At 47.0% G+C, this 20,928-nt stretch carries 13 protein-coding genes; 8 read left to right on the top strand and 5 right to left on the bottom strand.

What is annotated here, in order from left to right:
• Window positions 1-66 precede the first annotated feature (66 nt).
• Window positions 67-339, bottom strand: a complete 273-nt coding sequence (locus tag ACR6Z4_RS07860; RefSeq protein WP_479716687.1) for a hypothetical protein — start codon at window positions 337-339, stop codon at window positions 67-69.
• Window positions 340-1,185: 846 nt separating this feature from the next.
• Here ACR6Z4_RS07860 and ACR6Z4_RS07855 point away from each other — a divergent pair.
• The 4 genes from ACR6Z4_RS07855 to ACR6Z4_RS07840 all read left to right on the top strand — a co-directional run bounded on the left by ACR6Z4_RS07855 (window position 1,186) and on the right by ACR6Z4_RS07840 (window position 10,826).
• On the top strand, window positions 1,186-6,351 hold the full coding sequence (locus ACR6Z4_RS07855; protein WP_479716686.1) for a response regulator: 5,166 nt from the start codon (window positions 1,186-1,188) through the stop codon (window positions 6,349-6,351).
• A gap of 298 nt (window positions 6,352-6,649) precedes the next feature.
• On the top strand, window positions 6,650-7,030 hold the full coding sequence (locus ACR6Z4_RS07850) for a response regulator (protein WP_479716685.1): 381 nt from the start codon (window positions 6,650-6,652) through the stop codon (window positions 7,028-7,030).
• 962 nt (window positions 7,031-7,992) lie between these two features.
• Complete coding sequence (locus tag ACR6Z4_RS07845) at window positions 7,993-10,053, top strand: amylo-alpha-1,6-glucosidase (RefSeq protein ID WP_479716684.1); 2,061 nt, start codon at window positions 7,993-7,995, stop codon at window positions 10,051-10,053.
• Between the two features lie 407 nt (window positions 10,054-10,460).
• Entirely contained in the window at window positions 10,461-10,826 is a 366-nt protein-coding gene (locus ACR6Z4_RS07840; protein ID WP_479716683.1) for a hypothetical protein, read from the top strand.
• Window positions 10,827-11,091: 265 nt separating this feature from the next.
• Here the strand turns inward: ACR6Z4_RS07840 and hisB are convergent, their stop codons facing one another.
• Together hisB and fabI are read right to left on the bottom strand one after the other, a co-directional pair.
• Window positions 11,092-11,751 (bottom strand): imidazoleglycerol-phosphate dehydratase HisB, encoded by a 660-nt coding sequence (hisB, locus tag ACR6Z4_RS07835; RefSeq protein ID WP_479716682.1) that lies wholly within the window; start codon window positions 11,749-11,751, stop codon window positions 11,092-11,094.
• Between the two features lie 36 nt (window positions 11,752-11,787).
• Complete coding sequence (gene fabI / locus ACR6Z4_RS07830) at window positions 11,788-12,564, bottom strand: enoyl-ACP reductase FabI (protein WP_479716681.1); 777 nt, start codon at window positions 12,562-12,564, stop codon at window positions 11,788-11,790.
• A 466-nt stretch (window positions 12,565-13,030) separates the two neighbouring features.
• On the opposite strand from fabI, the gene ntcA reads away from it, so the two are divergent.
• The 4 genes from ntcA to rppA all read left to right on the top strand — a co-directional run bounded on the left by ntcA (window position 13,031) and on the right by rppA (window position 18,710).
• Complete coding sequence (ntcA, locus tag ACR6Z4_RS07825) at window positions 13,031-13,702, top strand: global nitrogen regulator NtcA (RefSeq protein ID WP_479716680.1); 672 nt, start codon at window positions 13,031-13,033, stop codon at window positions 13,700-13,702.
• Between the two features lie 138 nt (window positions 13,703-13,840).
• Window positions 13,841-15,220 (top strand): DUF3084 domain-containing protein, encoded by a 1,380-nt coding sequence (locus ACR6Z4_RS07820; protein ID WP_479716679.1) that lies wholly within the window; start codon window positions 13,841-13,843, stop codon window positions 15,218-15,220.
• 867 nt (window positions 15,221-16,087) lie between these two features.
• A complete protein-coding gene (locus tag ACR6Z4_RS07815; RefSeq protein ID WP_479716678.1) occupies window positions 16,088-17,653 on the top strand; it encodes a DUF3370 domain-containing protein in 1,566 nt (521 codons plus the stop codon).
• 358 nt (window positions 17,654-18,011) lie between these two features.
• Entirely contained in the window at window positions 18,012-18,710 is a 699-nt protein-coding gene (gene rppA / locus ACR6Z4_RS07810) for a two-component system response regulator RppA (protein ID WP_479716677.1), read from the top strand.
• Between the two features lie 526 nt (window positions 18,711-19,236).
• Here rppA and psb29 read toward each other — a convergent pair.
• Window positions 19,237-19,950, bottom strand: a complete 714-nt coding sequence (gene psb29, locus ACR6Z4_RS07805) for a photosystem II biogenesis protein Psp29 (RefSeq protein WP_479716676.1) — start codon at window positions 19,948-19,950, stop codon at window positions 19,237-19,239.
• A gap of 341 nt (window positions 19,951-20,291) precedes the next feature.
• The gene (locus ACR6Z4_RS07800; protein ID WP_479716675.1) at window positions 20,292-20,651 is read right to left on the bottom strand and encodes an STAS domain-containing protein; all 360 of its coding nucleotides are present in this window, start codon (window positions 20,649-20,651) and stop codon (window positions 20,292-20,294) included.
• Between the last annotated feature and the right edge of the window lie 277 nt (window positions 20,652-20,928).

Below are 20,928 nucleotides of genomic sequence, written 5' to 3'. Positions count from 1 at the left end.
CAGTCAGCGTTTCGGCAAAACCTGACCCTACGGTGGAATGCGCCTTCTGGCATTTTTGTCAGTCAATCAGGGGTCGAGTTCAGCCAGGGTTTCAAGCAACCCTGTAATTGTCAAGGTCAACTCATCAAGTACGTCACCCATCGCCTGATTTTGCTCGTCTGCGATCGCATCTTGCATGGTTCCCATGAAGTGATTGATGCTCTCTCGAATCAATGTATTTAGAGGGGATAATGATGCGTCTGACCCGATGCTAATGAGGCTACCGGGTGGAATAGTTGTAGGAATAGTTGAATCGGTAATCGGTAGAGATGTTTCCAGGTTATTGGGTGCGGCATTCATAATTTTCAGGAACTTACAGACATTTTCAATTGATTAAGCCACAGATTTTTTATTGTGTGCCGCGCGGAGCGCGGCACACAATAAAAAATCTAAACATATTCAAGCGCGAAGCACTGTACGAAGATTTAAGCATCAGATTCAAGTAGCTTTTTGACGGCTTATTTGCCTATCGATTTCACTACAGCTGTTTATGCAAACGAAGACATATTCTGGCGATCGCACGATCCCGCTTCGCACCTGGAGAGATTATGGTTGTTGTGTGAGAGCCGCACGGAGCGCGGCTCACACACAACAACGTGTGCTATCCATAACCCTGCGCTGTGGGTATAGTCGGTGGCGCAAGATTTAAGGTTTTCTACTGAATCGGTAGACCGTACCAAAGCGTTGAGGATTCAGGGTTTCTACATAGAATTCGATCGGCACCCCCAAAATGGGCGAGGTTTTGTAATGACAATTACTGAAATAAATAAAGCGATCGCCATGTCAAAGTGTGGGTTGAGTAAACTGAGAACGGGACTATTAAAATGGGAGCGATCGCGCTAAAACTATTTTCTGGGCATAGCTTGTGGCATGGTTTAATAGCGGCATGAATTCGAACGTAAAACCAAAGGTTTTACGTTCGAATTCATGCCCAAAATCGGCAACGCATCGCTTGTTGAGCCAATAGGTCAGTATGATCAAAGCGACTTCGCTACAATAATGGTGCCTATGTTTCTGAAGAGCGACATTTCATCGTTATGGTCAGCGTCATGGATGTAGTTGAGAATCACACATTAAATAAAACTGAAGATTTAGTTTTATTTGATGTGTGACCCTTCGGACCCTAAAATTCGTCTGGTTTTTAGTATGAGAATTCTGGTAGTAGAGGATGACGAATTAACGACTCAGGCGCTCAGCAGTATCCTTTCCCATCAAAGCTATATTGTTGAAACGGCGAGAGATGGGGAAATTGCCTGGGGGTTGATCGAAAGCTTTAGCTATGACTTGATCCTACTTGATGTCGTCATGCCCAAACTAGACGGGATCAATCTCTGCCGTCGATTGCGCTCCGCAGGGTATCGGATGCCGATTTTGCTGTTAACGGCCCGCGATAGTAGTCATGACAAAGCATTGGGGTTAGATGCCGGAGCGGATGATTATGTTGTCAAACCGTTTGACCCAGAGGAGTTAGGAGCCAGAATTCGAGCGTTGCTGCGGCGTGGTGGGGTGCTTTCTCAACCCGTATTAACGTGGGGTGCTCTACAACTGGATCCCAGTTCGTGTGAAGCGACCTATGCCAAACAGTTGCTATCGCTTACCCCTAAAGAATATGCTTTGCTTGAGCTATTTTTGCGAAATAGCAATCGTGTATTTAGCTGTGGCGTCATTTTAGAACAACTCTGGTCATTTGAAGAAACGCCGGGTGAAGAAGCTGTGCGAACCCATATCAAGGGGTTGCGCCAAAAGCTAAGAACGGTCGGCGCGCCTGCTGATTTAATCGAAACGGTCTATGGCATCGGCTATCGACTACAACCGATGGAAAAGCATTCACAAGTGCCCCGGATGGTCGCCAAGCCGTTGCCTCAAAATCCGCAACCATCCGAGAGTCAAGCCACTACAACACCTGTAGTAGGGCAAGCTAAAAAAGCAGATGGGGTCGGAAAGCGCGATAAACGATCGACCGCTAAGGACGGAGAAGTCGGCAAGATCGAATCTTCTCCGTCGGACGCTACAACGACTGTGACGGCGACGATCGCCCATCAACAGACGCTAACGGCGATCGCTACGGTCTGGAATCGATTTAAGGGACGAGTTTCAGATCAAATTACTGTGTTAGAACAAGCTGTCAATGCCTTAGCCGCGCGATCGCTTGCCCCTGCGTTAAAGCAACAAGCAGAACAAGAAGCCCATAGTCTTGCCGGATCATTAGGTACCTTTGGCTTGCCTAAAGGATCTGAACTGGCTCGAAGTCTTGAGCAATCTTTGAAAGCTCCCCAGCTCTCGTATCATGAAGCTGACCAGCTTAAAGAATTTGTGATTGCACTCCGTCAAGAAGTCGATCACTCACCCCATACGGCTTGCTCACAACCGGATACAACTCCCATCCAGGCAGATTTGGCAGCGGATGCTCCAGCCCATGAATCAACGATCATTCCCTTGTTGATGATCATTGATAGCGATCGCACGGCTACGACGCTCATCACAACGGCTGCCATTAGCTGGGGCTTCCAAACCCTCACAGTTCACTCCTTAGCGGCAGCTAGACATGCCATCAGCCAAACCCCACCTCAGATCGTATTGCTGGATCCCAATATTTCATCAACGCCGGATGAAAGCCTTCAACTTCTGGCAGAGTTAAGTCACCATCAACCTCCGATTCCAGTCCTGATATTCAGCGATCAAACCAATCTGAGTACGGCTCCAGAAGCCCACTTACGTCAGCGATTGGATGTCGCTCGCTTAGGTAGCCAAGCCTTTTTGCCCAAGTCTGCAACTCCCAGTCGGGTCATGGAAGCGATCGCGCAAGCCTTGCAAAAACAAGAAACGCAGCACCAATCCATGGCTTCAGACGCAACCATTATGGTGGTAGATGATGACCCCAAAATTCTCACCATCCTGCAAGCGCTTTTAGAACCGTGGGGATTTGACCTGGTGACACTCACGGATTCCCGACGCTTTTGGGAAGTCTTGGAAACAGCCCAACCCGACCTGCTAATTTTAGATATTAAAATGCCCTATATTAGCGGTTTAGAGCTATGTCAGGTGGTGCGTAATGACCCCCGTTGGAGTGGATTGCCCATACTTTTTCTGACGGCTCACAGTGATGCAAAAACGATTCATAAAGTATTCACCGTAGGGGCAGATGATTTTATTAGCAAACCGATTGCGGGCCCCGAATTGGTGGTGCGGATTGTCAATCGGCTCGACCGAATGCGCTACCTCAAGCAATTGGCAGAAATTGACCCACTCACTAAAGTGTCCAATCGTCGTAAGTCCATTCAGGATTTAGATCGCCTGTTACATATTGCAGAGCAACGCCATCAGCCACTATGCCTTGCTGTACTTGATTTAGACTACTTCAGACAGGTCAATTATCGCTATGGTCACGCCATCGGTGATGCTGTCCTTCGTTGTCTCAGTCAATTGCTCAAGCAAGAGTTTTGTGACGAAGATAGCATTGCCCGTTGGGGTGGAGAGGAATTTGTGATTGGTATGTTAGGTACAACCCGCCAAGCGGGTATCCAACGCTTAGATAAAGTCCTGCAAGCCTTTCGCCAACATCCCTTTGATACGCAAACTCAGACCACCCTTCACGTCACGTTTAGTGCAGGAATTGCCCAATATCCTGACGATGGTATGAATCTGCAAGCTTTATACCAAGCCGCAGATGGGGCGATGTATCAGGCTAAGCAACATGGACGCGATCGCATCTTACCGGCTCAAGCGATCGCTCCTGTTCCACCCGTAAACATAGAAGCGACTCCTATCCCTTCTGATCTGACACCGTATCAACGCCAGATTGAGAGCATCGTTGCCAAGCGGACAGCCGAATTGTTGCGTGACAATCACCGTTTGCAGCAAGAATTAGTAGAACAGCGGCAGCTTGAACAAACCCTTCGATTTGAGCAGGCAAGGTTTGCCGGAATTTTGGAAATTGCTGATGATGCCATTATCTCCATCAATTCTAGGCAGCAAATTATTTTGTTCAATCAGGGGGCTGAACGTATTTTTGGTTATTCTGCCTCAGAAATTCTTAATTCTTCTTTAGACAAACTCTTACCGCTCCGCTCGACTCAAAGCCATCGACAACATGTTGCAGAGTTTGCGAGTACGCCTGCTCATGCGCGGCGGATGGGAGAACGAGGTATGATTTTTGGTCGTCGCAAAGATGGCACAGAATTTCCTGCCGAAGCGTCTATTTCTAAACTTGATCTGGCTGGTGAAACGGTTTTCACCGTGATCTTACGAGATATTAGCGATCGCAAACAAATTGAAGACCAACACAAACAAGCACAAGTAGATATCGAACGTCTCAGCCATCAGAATGAACTGATTCTGAACTCGATTGGAGAAGGATTGTGCGGACTAGATATCCAGGGTCATACAACCTTTGTCAATCCTGCTGCTGCCCGTATTCTAGGGTATCGAGTTGAAGATTTACTGCATCAACCCATCCAGACTATCCTGCCTATTACAAAGCCCGATGGTACTCCCTATTCTTGGGAAGACTGTCCAATCTATGTTTCCTTGCGAGATAGCATCGTGTATCAGGAAACGAGTGGCATGTTTCGTCGTCGGGATGGCTCCACCTTTCCCGTGGAATATATGGTGACGCCTATCCAAGAAGATCACCAATTGATCGGTGCTGTGTTGACGTTTTGGGACGTCAGCGATCGTAAAATTGTCGAGCGGATGAAAGATGAATTTATCTCTGTTGTCAGCCATGAATTGCGGACACCGTTGACTTCTATTCATGGATCGCTAGGGATGCTTGCTAGTGGTTTGCTTAGCCCCGATTCAGAACGAGGCAAACGCCTCTTACAAATCGCGGTAGATAGCACCGATCGCTTGATGCGCTTGATCAACGACATTCTTGATATCGAACGCATTGAGTCTGGCAAGATTACGATGGCAAAACAGTTTTACCCCGTCACTGATCTACTGAATCAAGCCATTGAAGTGATGCAACCGATGGCAGATAAGTTTGAAGTCACGCTCTCCGTGTCTCCCCTGCCAATTCGGATTTGGGCAGATCCCGATCGCATGATTCAAACCTTAACCAATTTACTGAGCAATGCCGTCAAGTTTTCTCCTCCAGGAAGTACGGTCTGGCTCAATGTTGAATTAGTCAGTCAAGTATCTCGTGTTCATCATCAAGCATCCTCGGTTAATCCTCAAACGTTAACTCTCCATCAACTTGAAACCACCATTGGTGATAACGATCCTAAACATCTAATATCCCTCTACCCTTCTCCTGCTTCAGCTCTTCACCTTTCCACGTCTCCACCCCATGATTTTTTGTTAGTTACGGTTCGCGATCAGGGCCGTGGTATTCCGGCTGATAAGTTAGAAACGATCTTTGAACGCTTTCAGCAAGTTGATGCCTCTGATTCACGCAATCATGATGGCACTGGATTAGGACTGGCAATTTGTCGCAGTATTATCCAGCAGCATGGAGGCGAAATTTGGGCAGAAAGTGCGCTGGGAGAAGGAAGTACCTTTTATTTCACATTGCCGATCGTACACAACGATCAAGTATCTACCGATCCAACAAAACCCTTGGTGATTGTGTGTGATGATGATGCCAATATTCGAGATGTCCTAACAACGTTGCTAGAAGAACATGGGTATCGAGTCATTGCGGCTGCTTCCGGGCAAGAAGCCATTGATCAAGCCGTGGTCTATCATCCTGATATCTTGCTGCTAGACTTGATCATGCCTGAAATGAATGGGTGGCAGGTGATTGCTACGCTAAAAGCGCAGGAAGAAACAAAAGACATTCCCATCATGATTTGTAGTGTCATTCCACCTTCAACAGACGCATCACCCAATACGAATTTCGTTGAATGGTTGGGTAAGCCGTTCGATGAAGCCACTTTATTTCAAGCGTTGAGACACGCATTATCCAGCAGTTCAAAACGAATTCGAATCTTGTTGGTAGAAGATGACTTTGATTTAGCCCAGATACTCAGTACTCAGCTAGAACGGCAGGGGATTGAAATCTTACATGCGGCAACGGGTCGAGAAGCGATTCGCCTGAGCCAACAATGGAACCCAGATCTACTGATTTTAGATTTGGTGCTGCCCGACCGAGATGGCTTTGCTGTGGTGGAATGGTTGCAACAACACCGATCGCTCTATCAAATTCCTCTGGTGGTTTACTCGGCGCGAGAACTAACCCGTGCAGAACGCGATCGCCTCAAACTTGGGGAAACAGAATTTTTGTCTAAAGGTCATGTTTCAACCCAAGAATTTGAACATCGTGTCATGCAACTGTTGCAACCGATTATTCAAAATCGCAGACCCCTTTGAGTACTGAGGATCTTCATACACATAGCTTGAATAGCTTTTTGGGTTGATATTCATATAATGATTTTTTGTGGCGCGGGCGTCGCCCGCACCACAAAAAATCATTACTTTTTTAGGACTACCGCTTTTTGAGGAGAGTGCCACTCCGCTGAGCTCTCCCAAAAAAGTTCTGGTTTTTAATTTTGTGAAGATCCTAAGTGCAAGCTAGAAAATAAACTAGTAGTGCAAGCACTCTTCTACCTCCTCCAAAACTTTATTAGAACGGCTCCAGCAATTTAATAATCGCTAGCAACCTTTCGTCATGACTATCAAACAAATTCTTGTGATTGATAATGAACAGTACATTCAGGAAATCGCTCAAATTTGCCTGGAAACAGTAGCCGACTGGAAAGTTGTGACGGTGGGGTCTGGGCATGAAGGTTTAATTGCGGCTGCCGAACAACAACCCGATGCCATTTTGTTGGATGTGATGATGCCCGATATGGATGGGCTGACCACGTTTCAGAAATTGCAAGAGAACCCTGTCACGCAGCATATTCCTGTGATTCTCTTAACGGCAAAGGTGCAAGCAAGCGATCGCCGTCGATATACAGACTTAGGTATCAAAGCGGTTATCCCTAAACCCTTTAACCCCCTAGAACTTGCCGATCAAATTGCCCAAGCATTGGGATGGACGCGTTGATGTTTCAAGGCCTATCCCTGCATATCCCTTGTCATGATTTTTTGTGGCGCGGGTGTCGCTCGCGCTATAAAAATCATGATACGAATACCACCACCCAAAAATGAATTAGAGCTATATCAAAAACGGCATACTCTTCATCATGGCTTTAAATTTTTAGTCCCTCAGGTCAGTTAGAATACCTGATCTACGTAAGAAGTATTTCTATGGGTTCCAATCGTTAGCCGTTCTGATATCGCGATTCCACCAGGGCTGTGGGAAGTTGAGCGAGGCAGCTCGTCCGGCTTTCCTGCAATTCCTCTCAGGACTGATTTAGAGCTGCTATCTATGGCTGATTTTCGTCACTAAGCAGGTAGTCATTATTCACGATAAAATCTCGTGCTACTGGCATAGGGTTTTAGCTCTAGTGCCGCAAACACCAAATGTTGCAACATGGGGGGTTGGGGGCGAAGTCCCCAAGAAGGGGTTCCACCCCTTCACCCCTTACACAACTTTTGTTTTGCTGTACTAGTTTTTAAGGATGCCGAGTTACAGAGTCAACCCCATCAACTTTTGAATCTCGTTACTAAAGCTTTCTAAGGATCGGAGATTGAACACTATCTGATTTGTCTTGGGGAAGTGATGGTGAGCCGTCGTTCTCATAAAGCGAATCATAGGGTAATGAATCTCTGATTCTAAGATTTGCAAGATTGCAATAAACCGCCCAGGGGATGTGGAAAAGTCTACTTCCCCAAACTTTCGTTTTCATTCATCGTTGAATCTATCCCTTGCATCCAGGGGGATAGGTCGTGTTTCAAGTTTATTGTTATTTTTTGGAAAGGCGCGCGTCGCGCGCCTTTCCAAAAAATAACACCCGATCTAGATCATGACCGGGGGTGAGTATTGGCTGTTTTGCGTGAACCCGTTGGGTTATTTGCCAATCCGAATCAATCCGGGATTTGCGCTATTGAGGTAGGCATCGAGCAATGGAAAAGCTAGACACCAGAGAATGGTTACTGACCAATGGTTTAGGTAGTTTTGCCAGTGGCACAGTGGGCGATGTGCAAACCCGCACCTATCACGGTTGGCTATTTGCCGCACTGGAGCCACCAAGCCGCCGAACGCTGTTGTTGTCAAAAATTGATGCCACGTTGGTGGTTACCGGACAAGAGTTTGATCTCGGTACCAATTTTTGGGGCAGTGGAGCAATCGCCCCCATGGGATATCGGGTATTGCAATCTTTCCAGCTCGATCCCACACCAACCTGGACATGGGGCACTGCATCATGGACCTTAGAACGCCAAATCTTGATGCCGCATTGTGGTTTAACGCCCGATGACGAAACCGCAAAACCGGACTGTTCTAACCGCGTGTTAATTCGCTATCGCTATCACGGCAGCACCACTGGCATTCTTAAACTTCGACCCTTGATTGGCGATCGCCACTTTCATTACCAGCAAAAAGCCCATTCAGACTTACAGTTTTCTCAAGTCCTCGAATCTCGGCAACTGGTATTGCAAGCCAAACGTCCGGGTTGGGTGGGCACACCCTGGCAACTGTGCTGGACAAAAGGCGATTATTATCCGATTGAAGTTTGGTATTGGAACTATCGCTACCCAGAAGAAACCCTGCGCGATTTGGGAGATACCGAAGATCTGTATAGCCCTGGCTATTTTGTAGTCACACTCCAACCGGGTGAAACGCTGACCCTTGAAGCCAGAGTGCGATCGCCTGCCCCAACTCAACCCACGGCTCATCTGGATGATCAAACCTTCGATCACGCGATTGAACGCGAGCAGCGACGATTGGATCAACACTTTGCCTGCTTACTACCGGCTCCCCATCGCTGCGAAAACATTTCTAAAGAAGAAAATCAACTATGGCAAAGGCTACTCCGGGTCAGCGATCAATTCATTGCCTACCGCAACTCCACTGCCAGCCCAACCATCATCGCCGGGTTTCATTGGTTTAGTGATTGGGCACGTGATACTTTAATTGCTTTACCGGGGCTGACGCTGACGACTCGGCGGTTTACTCTAGCTAAAACCATTTTGGCGACCTTAGGTCGTTATTGTCAGGGTGGGTTACTGCCCAATACGTTTCCAGAGACGGGCGGTCAACCAATCTACAACAGTATCGATACGTCTCTCTGGTGGATCGAAACCCTGGGTTTGTATCTAGAAGCTACTCAGGATTGGGCGTTTTTGCAGCAGCAATATCCCGTCGTCCGCCGCATTTATAAAAACCTGACGGCGGGTACGTTGCACAACATTCGACTGGATGCGTTTGATGGGTTACTGACCTGGGATGCTTCTGGGGTTGCGCTGACCTGGATGGATATTGTAGTCGATGGGCAACCTGTAACGCCCCGGCGGGGCAAGGTGATTGAAATTAACGCCCTCTGGTATTCGTGTTTACGCTGGGCAGAAGCCTGGTCGATGCGATTGGCAGAGACGGCGACCGATCCGTCTAATAAATTGCGGCAACAATCGCTGCGCTATGCGCAGCAAGCGGAACAGGTGCAAACCTCGCTGCAAAAGTTTTGGAACCCCAGCTACAGCTATTTTTATGATGTGATTGAGCCAGATGACCGCCCCGATCCCAGCATTCGCCCCAATGCCATCATTGCCTTGTCCCTCTATCACTGCGGGTTGCCCGCCCCTCAAGCCCAAAAAGCTTTACAGGTCGCCCGCGATCGCCTCCTGACTCCCTATGGGTTACGCTCTCTTGATCCCGATCATCCTGGCTATGTAGGGCAATATTTGGGCGGCATTTGGGAACGCGATCGCGCCTACTATCAGGGCACCGTCTGGAGTTGGCTGATCGGTCCATTCATTCGTGCCTGGAAGCGCTTTTATCCCTCAGAAGTCCTGCCTATCAATGGGCAATGCTTGCTAGACCATCTGCAACAGCAAGCATGTTTGGGTTCTATTTCGGAAATTTTTGATGGCAATGCTCCTCATCAACCACGCGGGGCGATCGCACAAGCATGGTCTGTCGCCGAACTCATCCGCCATTGGGATGACTTATATTTTCCACTTCGTTAAGAAATATGATGTACTGGAGCCATTTACGGATGGGGAGCGGATATTATCGATGTAGTATCCGAGACAACTCTTTGTCCGTACTCTAGGTAATGCTGCATCTAAATTAAATTGATTTTGTCAACCGCAATTCTGACATCAAAAACCCTCCAGGTCTTTCGTCAGAAGCGGCATTGGTTGAATTGTGAAGTTTGTACAATCGCGATCGCCAGATCTTTTTACACAACTTTAACAATTCTCTAACATCAGTAACTTTAGACACGATCAAGTATTGGGCACTTTAATAATACAGACATTCCAGGCAGTGATTTTGCCTCAAAACCAAAATAGCTACCTCTCCTGAAAGAACTCTCTATCTCTGTCCTGTGGTTAAGGTAAATATCTATTTTTCGAGGTTGAGTTGAGTAGCAATGATTAAGGACTTCGTTGGACAATGGTCACTTTCTCTTCAAGCGCGATTAGGCTTGTGGCTCACTGAAACATTTTGCGATGTGCATGATGTATCGCAATATGATCCCCATATTCAAACGTTTTTAAGTGAACTTCAAACTGAGGTTGAAACCTACGCACCATTGCCTGGATTTGACTATCGCGATACCACCCCAGAACATTGGAAAATCTTTGTCAGAATTGCAGGACAATGGCAATTAATGTCAATGCCCAATCCTTTCTATGAAGGGTCTATGTTTCCGGTAAGCGATACAACTGTCGTAGAACCTATAGCATCTTCAGCCCCTGACCTGAATATTCATTCCTGGTCTAACCCAGTTAGCTAGTGTTGCAAACACGAAATTTTGCAACATGGGGGTTTGGGGGCTGTGCCCCCAAGAGAGGGTAAAACCCCCTCCACCCCCACTTTTAAGTTGGTGTACTAGACCTGTGGATGCAATGAAATTTGGCTTCAGAAGCGTGGCGTCGCCACGCTTCTGAAGCCAAATTTTTTGGGATTTTATGAACGAGCAGATCCCTAAGATCGGTGATAAGTCAGAGTGTGTTTAAGCGTTTCACTCTGCCCCTGTGTATTTAGATTTTAAATCTGAGTTACAACACTCCTTTAGAACTGGGGATCGCATTCGCTCGACGGGGATCGATCTCTAAAGCCGTACGCATGGCGCGGGCAAATGCTTTAAAGGTTGCCTCAATAATGTGGTGAGAGTTTATTCCATCCAGTTGGCGGATGTGCAACGTCAATTGGGCGTGGTTGACAATCGCAACAAAAAATTCTCGCACCAATTGAGTATCGTAGGTGCCCACGCGTTGAGTAGGAATTTGTAACCCATAGCTCAGGTGGGGTCTACCCGAAAAATCGAGAGAAACTTGCACCAGTGCCTCATCTAGAGGGGCAACAAAGTGCCCAAAGCGGTTGATTCCTTTGCGATCGCCTAATGCCTGTGCCAACGCTTGCCCCAACGTAATCCCCACATCTTCGTTGGTGTGGTGATCATCAATATGGAGATCGCCCGTGGCTTGGATGTCGAGATCAATTAGCCCATGCGATGAAATCTGATCCAGCATGTGATCTAAAAATGGAACGCCTGTATTGGCTGTGCAACGTCCCTGCCCATCGAGATTGAGACTGACCTGCACATCGGTTTCCTTCGTCTTACGGCTAACCGTAGCTGTTCGGTGAGCGCGTTCTAGATGGGGGGCAGTGTAGGTTAAAGATTCGGTGGCATCACTGCGTAGATCACGAGTTGGCATAGGACAGACTGTTTGGAAAAGCTATAGATTTAATGATCACATACCCATAATTTCGTAGCCAGAGTCTACATAGAGAATCTGTCCGGTAATACCGCTCGACAAATCGCTACAGAGAAACGCGGCGGCGTTGCCAACTTCCAATTGGGTGACGGTGCGTCGTAAAGGAGCGGTCTTTTCGACATGGTGGATCATATCCAAAATACCACCGACCGCTGACGACGCCAGGGTGCGGATGGGACCCGCTGAAATGGCATTGACTCGAATATTGGCAGCACCTAATTCAGACGCCAAATACCGTACATTCATCTCCAACGCTGCTTTGGCAACTCCCATGACGTTGTAATTAGGAATCACCTTGACACCGCCTAAATAACTCAGGGTTACGATCGCCCCTCCGTCTGTCATCAATGGCTTTGCCGCCGCCGCAAGCTGCACCAGTGAGTACGCACTGATCTCAAGGGCAGTATTAAATCCCTGCCGGGATACGCTACTAAAGTCTCCGGTGAGATCATCTTTATTGGCAAAGGCAAGGCAATGAATCAGAATATCTAATTTGCCCCACTTGTCTCGAATGGTTTCAAAGGCGGCTTCTACCTGCGCTTCATTTTGCACATCACACGGCACAAAAATGCTGGGCTGAAGCGGTTCAACCAGCTCAGCGACTTTTTTCTCAAACCGTCCTTTCTCATCGGGTAGGTATGTCACCCCCAGGTTCGCACCCGCTTTATGCAACTGTTGGGCAATCCCCCAGGCAATCGAGCGGTTGTTGGCAATTCCTGTAACAAGAGCGTTTTTCCCAGTTAAATCCAGCATAGCAATCTAAATCCAGAGCTTTTTCGGCGCAACTGTAACAATCTCCAAACAGTTGTGAAACGGTTTGAAGCAGTTCTCGACAATCCACAAATCTTACAAGTCATTAAGACTGCTATAGCAGAATACTGAAAAATGAGGATACAAGGATAGAGTAACCTGCGCTCAAATGGCGATCGCCCGCCCAATCAAATGGATAGAATGATTGATATACAAAGCGTTTAAGAATTTCATTGATTCTTGGATTCGGTCAGCCCTGACCCGGATCGGCGGGGATAAATAGCTTTGTTCAAGTAAATTTACGAAGGCAGGTTCACCGCAGCTATTAAATTATGTAATGGAGAATACAAAAAAGCACCTCTAAGTTACGTTTTAGTGTTCTAAAGTCAGAGATCTCTCACAGTAAGGCTGTAATTTGTGAAACGATTAATCTGGTTAAGCCTCGATTTTGCTCTGTGGGGTGAGGGGTATGGTTGTGACCCAAGATAGACCGTTAGCCAATGTATTTCGTCAGGTCGGAGGCGGTGCCTTTCCACCTGTGGTCGAAACCTATGAGCGGGGAAAGACAATTTTCTTTCCGGGCGACCCGGCTGAACGGGTCTATTTTCTGCTAAAAGGGGCAGTGAAATTATCGAGAGTATACGAGGCTGGGGAAGAAATCACAGTCGCGTTGTTGCGCGAAAATAGCGTTTTCGGCGTGCTTTCGCTGATCACGGGGCAACGAGCGGATCGGTTTTACCATGCGGTTGCGTTTACCCCTGTCGAGTTGCTCTCTGTGCCGATTGAGCAGTTTGAGAAAGCATTGAAAGATAACCCAGAACTCTCAATGGTGATGCTTCAGGGGTTATCGTCACGAATTTTGCAAACAGAAATGATGATCGAGACCCTGGCTCATCGCGATATGGGCTCTCGATTGGTCAGCTTTTTGCTGATTCTCTGTCGAGATTTTGGGGTTCCCACAGCCGATGGCATTATGATTGACCTGAAACTTTCTCACCAGGCGATCGCTGAAGCCATTGGTTCAACCCGTGTCACCGTAACCCGGTTGCTGGGCGATTTGCGTCAGGACAAGATGATTTCGATCCATAAAAAGAAAATCACGGTCTACAATCCTGTGGCGTTAAGTCAGCAGTTTACATAGCTTCTAGAGAAAAAGAGGTGGGCGATCGCTAGATGATTTAGCTTCACGCTTGCCTCAATTCCCCATCCCCTCAAACAATATCAGTTAACGACTTGGTTCAGAATGCAGTAGGCTGTATCTGGCGCTAGATGGCTGACGATGACCACAGGCCTTGTCCTGATTGCGGCAATTTTGGTTTTAGGGGGGGTGATCGCTACAGTGGGCGATCGCCTCGGCATGCGCGTTGGCAAAGCTCGCCTTACCTTATTCAAACTTCGCCCCAGACAAACGGCGACGTTAATTACAATCCTCACGGGGATCATTATTTCAGCCTCAACCTTTGGCATTTTATTTGCGGTCGATGATCAACTGCGAACGGGGGTATTTGAGTTAGAAGAAATTCAAGGCGATTTGGCAGGTGCCCGTCAAGAACTGGAGCAGGCAAGACGAGAACGGAGTCAAACTCGATCGGATTTAAGGCAAGCTCTCTCCGAACAAAACGTGGCGCAACGACGCTTGCAGCAAATTAACCGATCTCTGAGAAATGCGATCGCTCAACGTGAGCTGACAGAAACCCAACTCAATCGCACACGCAGACAACTCAACCAGGTGCAAACCAATTATCGGCAAGCACAGACTCTATTACGCACTGTTTCACAACAGGCGTCTAGCCTTAGAGCTGAAGTGCAGCAACTTCAGCAAGACCGGGAACAACAAATTGCCCAACGCGATCGAGAAATTGCCGAACGAGAAGAACAAATTAAACAACGGGATCAGGCGATCGCCGAACGAGAAAATCAGCTTAAAGAACTCGAAAACCAACAAGCTTTCCTGTTACAAGCCGTACAAGAACTGGAACGAGAATTTCAGGCTTTACGACAAGGAAACGTTGCTCTGCTGCGAAACCAGGTTCTGGCATCGGGTGTCGTTCGTATTGTTACCCCTGATGCGGCTCCCCAAGCGGTTGATCAGATTTTACGCGAAGCGAATCATACCGCTCTGCAAACGATCCTACCGGGCACCGATATTACCAACGCCCAGATTATTCAAATCACCACAGCCCAGGTAGAACAGCTGACTAATCAAATCCGAGATGGCAATGATTATGTAATTCGCATCCTCTCTGCCGGAAACTATGTCATTGGCGAACCCTGTGTCTTAGCCAATGAGTCGTGCATTCAGGTATTTGTGTCGGCAGCACTCAACCAACTCGTCTTCACAGACCATGAAATTGTTGCATCGACTTCCGTCAATCCAGCCAGCATGAGCGACGAACGGCTGGTCGAGCGAATTAATTTAGTCATCGCCGCGGCTAAGTTCCGTGCCCGTCAAGTCGGCATTCTAGATGATGACATCCAAATTTCCGACGATCGCGTTGAAACGATTATTAATTTCTTTGAGCAATTAAAACGCTATAACCAGGCGGTTGATATCCAAGTAATTACGGTTGGCAATACTTACACAGCAGGTCCATTAAAACTGGAGCTACTCGCACTTCAAAATGGACAGGTCATCTTCGGCACCGTTGCCGTTGAATAAGGAGATGGCTGAATAGTAATGAATTTGAACATGAAATCTTCGGTATCACGTTCAAATTCATCTCCAAAATTAGTAATGCCGAGTATCGAGTTACAAAAGACTCACAGGTGAGACAAAGTGTCCTGACTTTTGCCGTTTTCATCTGTATCAAGATGAAGCAGCAGACGTATCCTCTGTAAGCGGATCAATGTTTTGTACGGTAGGCTCTCGCTCAATCCTGTTGATGTGAAAAACCGTACTAAGGATCGCAAATCGATCACCCTATAATTCTTTGCGAGAGAGTAAAGGCTGCGCTGTCACTCTCGCAAAAAGAATTGGGTTTTATCTACATTTGTCATCTTAAAGAACAAATATTCCTTGAATTTCAAAGCCTTAAATCCTATCTGTCGGCATCTTGAGTGCCGACTAGATGGCAAGTAGATCCGTTCGTTATCTCCGTAAAAATACGCCTTTTTGTGCCATGGCGATGTTTACAGAGTGTCTTAATGATATGTTAAGAAACGGCACGATTCTAAAAAAGCGATTCTTGAATCGCCTTAATTTTAGACAGTTTAGTCTCAAAATCGTGTTTACTCTGCATCATCTGACAAATCTGGGAAATATGAATAGTAGGAGCGAAATCTTAAACTCTAGGTAATCTCCTCCGTATTCTTTCCTCAGATAGCCAGTTTATGCGTTACGGCATTACGTTTTACTCGTGAACCTGTTTTTGCCGCTCTCAATCATGGCTTTAACGTCCCACGCGATTGGGCATAACTTCTAAACTTTAGGCTTTGTATTTGCAGTTTTGTATAACAACCTCTTACCAATCAGTCTTGGAGCTGCTACCGCAAGTCTGTTGATTCATTAGACGTATTGAATGTGCCCATGTTAGAGTTCTTGTCGATCGTTTCCTTGGCTCAAGTTGTCACAGCTCCGCCCACTTCATCAGCTCTATCGCCTAATTTCTCTAGAGAAATTATGCAGCCCCAAGAAGTTCGTCCGTTACCAGGGCAGCTCGATACCGTTCCAGTCTTCAATAGCAATAGTCCTGAACTTATTCAATCTGAAGGAATTTTATTATCTACCTTTCCGCCCGATCGGATGCGGACACCTTCAGCGCACCTCAACTATCCTCTTCAAGGACGTTTCGATGTCTTTGAACATCACGTCGCGAGGGGATTAAATCCAGATGATGTACGAACGATGTACATTTCAACCCTGGTCTACAATCCTACAAATCGTCCTATCTCCATTGATATTTTGCAGGCAGCCAGCTACCTCAGCCAGGAAGCTCCGTTTCGAGATTTGCCTGCATACGTAGCCAACCCGCTAGGTACTGTTTTTGCGGGTCCCGGCAGCCGTACCATGAATGATATCTTGCGAGGGCAACGTCAAGCCGAGTGGCCCGACCAAATTGTCATTCCACCCAGAAGTAGCCAATTGCTATTTAATCTTCCTATTCCGCTGCGGAGTATGAATGATTTGAGGAATGGAGTTCCTCTACCCCAATATTTAGTGCCCTTTCCATTGCCCAATTCGAATCCATCTGGACAGACTGCAACCCTCCTGGGGAACGGTAATATGCCAAGCCAGGATTCTGCACCTGGAACTGGCATCAACCTATCTCCGAACCGCACGCCTCCAACGAATGGTCGAACCGTTTTAATGCATCTCAATAGCGATGGTCCCGTTTACATGGCAAGTCTAGCAATGTACGCGCGGCTCAATGCAGATGGTAGCGAACGGGCTCCATCGATTTGGGAATGGCAGTCGTTGTTGCTTGAAGGTAATTTAGCAGGACCCCGAGATACACCGCCCACACCACCCGATCGAGACTATTTCAGTCGCTTTTTCTATGGTCGGGTTGCTGGAGTTGCACAGGGCTCTCAATGGACGGGGCAAATTACAGATGCTCCAGGCGCAGAATTTCTAAGTGTTCCTCCCTCTGGACACGCCATTTCCTATGGCATTGGTCTGCTTGATCGCGGCACGTTTGGCACGGGACAGATTCAGAGTGCTCCCATGTTAGTGCGCTATCCGGATACGGCATATCGCGCCCACGGTAACTATGGGGTTTATTACAATCTAACTATTCCTCTGCAAAATAATAGCAACACTCCTCAGACCGTCGGCATTATGCTGCAAACGCCTTTGAAACAGGCAGATAATGAAGGTGGATTACGGTTCTTAGATCCTCCCGATGATCAGATCTTTTTCCGTGGCACCGTACGAATTCGCTATAACGATGATTTTGGTGTTCCTGTCACTCGTTACTTACATGTTGTGCAACGTCGTGGGCAGGCTGGCGAACCACTAATTCGATTAAATATGCCTGCGGGCGATCGCCGTTTAGTGCAAGTTGAGTTTCTCTATCCACCAGACTCTACTCCTCCACAAATGCTAACAGTGCAAACACTGGACACACGGGCAGCACTGACCAATACCCGTTAAATGAAGCGGCAACGTTTAAGAGCGTGTGTGTGGTTGAAACCCCTACGAACGGGGCAACGCCCTTTTCACTCCGTCTTGCCATTTAGTGCAGCTGCATCAGTGCATCTTCAAATGAAAACGATATAAGAATCTAGTGTCGCGAACACACTAAATTCTGCACCATGGGGTGTGGGGGCGCAGCCCCTACGCAGGGGTTCCGCCCCTGCACCCCGTTGTAAACCTTTTAATTGGGTCTACTAGCCAAAACGCGATAGGAAGTCGATGTTTTGTACCCTTGGGGCACGAAACATCGATCTTTCAGGTCAACTTCAGGAAGGGTCTTGCGCTATCGTCAGGGACAACGGGTTTAGTAATCGCTATGCAGATTTTGCTTGTAGATGATGAAGTTGAGTTAACGGATCCTCTTAGCCGCTTGTTAACTCGTGAAGGATACCGAGTTGATGTCGCGCATAACGGTGAAGAAGGCAGTCAGTTGGCGTCCCAACGAAAGTATGATCTGTTGATTCTCGACTGGATGTTACCTCAACAATCGGGCTTGGAGATTTGTCAACGGTTGCGACTGCAAGGAGATACCACACCCGTCTTATTTTTGACTGCTAAAGACACGATAGATGACCGTGTTCAGGGGCTAGATGCGGGTGCCGATGACTATCTGGTTAAGCCCTTTGAATTGAGAGAACTCCTTGCCAGAGTGCGTGCTCTATTACGGCGTCCCCCAACGTTAGAACCGCTTGCTCAAACTGTACTGAGACTGAGTGTAGAAGATTTAGAATTAGACTCTGCCAACCAACTAGCCTATCGACAAGGCCGAACGATTGAACTTTCAGATAAAGAAGCTCATCTTCTGGGGTTCTTCATGAGACATCCCAATCAGCTATTAACCCATCAACAAATCCATGATTATCTCTGGGGAGATGGCGAAAAACCCAGTAGCAACGTTTTAGCAGCTCAAATCAGATTGTTGCGTCGCAAAATAGAGTTTGGCGGTGAGTCACCCTTAATTCACACGGTTTATGGCAAAGGCTATCGGTTTGGCTTGGGTGGGGAAGAGGGATAATCACATCCGTGAGGTGGATCTAAAACGTGTTGTGAAAGAGCCTTGGTATCAACTCAGGATTGTGGATTTAAGAAAACCGAAGTTTATGTTCGGAAACGCGTCGTCGCCGCGTTTCCGAACATAAACTTCTGGATTTTAATTAATTTGCGATCTCACACCGTTTCTATAGCAATGTGCAAGTTGATTAAGGATCGTGGATTAAATAAGATCGAATATTGAATCGTTTGGAAGGGCGAACGGCCGTTCGCCTGTACAACAAATCATCGGAGTTATTTAATTCCCATTCCTAAGCACAGGGGTGCAGGGCGCGGTGTTCCCTGCATGGAGGTTTCACCCCCACATCCCTACACTTCACCCCTTCCTAAAAAGTTGCAGCTTCATATTTGAATGGGTATTCAGCACTGAGGATTATAGATTAATGAACCTGGAACGGTCTTTCAGAGAGCGCGATTCTGCCGTCGCTCTCTGAAAAATAATGGGTTTTATTCAATCTACAAGCCCAACAAATTTGCACTGCAATCCAAACTTATGCTGATTCCTGAGAACCATTGGGGGGAGTCGTTGCGGCTTGTCTTGCCTTTTCCCGATCTTCCCGCTTTTTGCGTTCTGCTTTGAGAATATCTTCCATCACAATCTGGGCTTGAACCATTTTGTCTAGATTGCTGCGATAGAGTTCTAAATCTTTCTGAAGCTTTTCTGAGGACAGATTAAGGGCATCACAAATTTGTTTAAGCGCCTCATTTAGCTTGTCGGTGTCTTTAACCCACTCAGCATCCATCAGCTCTAGTAGCGTATAAATTCCGATCGCAAATAAACGACTGTATTTAAATCGAGAATTTTCGGCTACTTGTTTCAGTGTTGACGAAATAGCGCTGCCGTCGGTGTTTGGCAGGGCTTGTAGACGCGCCAGAAAGTCGCTAACAGAGAGACTGCCAATTTCGCCTCTTACCCGTTCAGCACTCTGACGATATTTTCCTGGATCTTCTCCTATTGCCTGACACAGGGCATTAAAAACGGAGTCTCTATCTTGTTCCGGTCGATAGCCCTGCATAAACCGATCGAATGCAGTTGTTATTCCCAATGCATAGATATCGTCGTAACGAAAATCCGCATTAACTGAGAGCAGGTGCATTTCGACCATAAGCTCTTCGACCACCCGACGGTAGATAGAGTTAATCGGGCGGGTGTGGGTGTTGTAGAAGGCTCTCTTGGTATCTGAAACAGTGCGGACGGTATTCACAGGCAATTCTAAAGATAATCTGATCCCCATTATCCCATAGTCTCATAAGTGACGGATATGTGGGAAACGATCTAGCTTAATCATTATTCGTTCTCAAACCCAAGAAGTTTTGTAGGGCTATGGGTTTTGGGGATTGCTTAATCTCGCTATAAAATTTGGTGTGGCTGCCGTGCGAGTCGCGGCAGCCACACCAAATTTTATAGCTCAAATCAGAAACTCTGGTTTTTACAATGATTGAACTGGCTGGGAAACTATAAATTTTCGCTGTAAGCAAAGATATATAAAGTTGACGAAGGTGTCACCTTCGCGCTTGTCGGATTTAAGAGGGGTTCTTACTCAACCTAACTAGGAATCTCGCGAGGGACTCCTTCTAGAGCCTCTTCTTCAGTATCAAAAATCTCGAACACAGAATCCATCATGGTCACTTCGAAGACTAATTTTGCCTCCGGATGAACATTACAAATTCTGAAACTACCTTTTACTTTATCGGCGTCTCGCATTCCGGCAACTAGAGATGTAAGCCCAGAGCTATCGATAAAGTTAACCTGTCCTAAGTTGACAACGACATGGGGGCTGACTCGGGAAATACACTCTTGTAGCTTCAGACGAAATTGCCAGGCTGTTGTAATGTCTAGCCGTCCCGTAGGAGTTAAGACGACAACCTGCTTACCATCTTGGGTTGAATATGTTGTCTGTTCCATCAAACTGTTGCGCCCGCGCTATCTCAGCAGTAGCTTAACTTACTTATGAGGCAAATGCCTATCAACACCGACAGAAAAAATACCTGTCTTTGTTCATAAACTATTTTGCCCATCCGATCTGGATTATAAACACTATCAATTTTTCAGTGAAGATAAATAGGGTCAGACTAGCCCCTTACCTCATTGCCCTAAATAAACCGCAAATCTTATTAAATCCCTAGTGCTTTGTCAAGTATTTTATGACGGGTGATGTGCCGCGCGTCGCGCGGCACATCAC

This window comes from Calyptranema fuscum S582 (assembly GCF_055793305.1).
Note: the sequence above shows the minus strand (reverse complement) of the source record. Positions and strands in the feature narration are given on the sequence as shown.

Coding starts and splice junctions, on each gene's coding strand:
- ACR6Z4_RS07860 (WP_479716687.1), bottom strand. CDS start 339: ATGAATGCCGCACCCAATAACCTGGAAACATCTCTACCGATTACCGAT.
- ACR6Z4_RS07855 (WP_479716686.1), top strand. CDS start 1,186: ATGAGAATTCTGGTAGTAGAGGATGACGAATTAACGACTCAGGCGCTC.
- ACR6Z4_RS07850 (WP_479716685.1), top strand. CDS start 6,650: ATGACTATCAAACAAATTCTTGTGATTGATAATGAACAGTACATTCAG.
- ACR6Z4_RS07845 (WP_479716684.1), top strand. CDS start 7,993: ATGGAAAAGCTAGACACCAGAGAATGGTTACTGACCAATGGTTTAGGT.
- ACR6Z4_RS07840 (WP_479716683.1), top strand. CDS start 10,461: ATGATTAAGGACTTCGTTGGACAATGGTCACTTTCTCTTCAAGCGCGA.
- hisB (WP_479716682.1), bottom strand. CDS start 11,751: ATGCCAACTCGTGATCTACGCAGTGATGCCACCGAATCTTTAACCTAC.
- fabI (WP_479716681.1), bottom strand. CDS start 12,564: ATGCTGGATTTAACTGGGAAAAACGCTCTTGTTACAGGAATTGCCAAC.
- ntcA (WP_479716680.1), top strand. CDS start 13,031: ATGGTTGTGACCCAAGATAGACCGTTAGCCAATGTATTTCGTCAGGTC.
- ACR6Z4_RS07820 (WP_479716679.1), top strand. CDS start 13,841: ATGACCACAGGCCTTGTCCTGATTGCGGCAATTTTGGTTTTAGGGGGG.
- ACR6Z4_RS07815 (WP_479716678.1), top strand. CDS start 16,088: ATGTTAGAGTTCTTGTCGATCGTTTCCTTGGCTCAAGTTGTCACAGCT.
- rppA (WP_479716677.1), top strand. CDS start 18,012: ATGCAGATTTTGCTTGTAGATGATGAAGTTGAGTTAACGGATCCTCTT.
- ACR6Z4_RS07800 (WP_479716675.1), bottom strand. CDS start 20,651: ATGGAACAGACAACATATTCAACCCAAGATGGTAAGCAGGTTGTCGTC.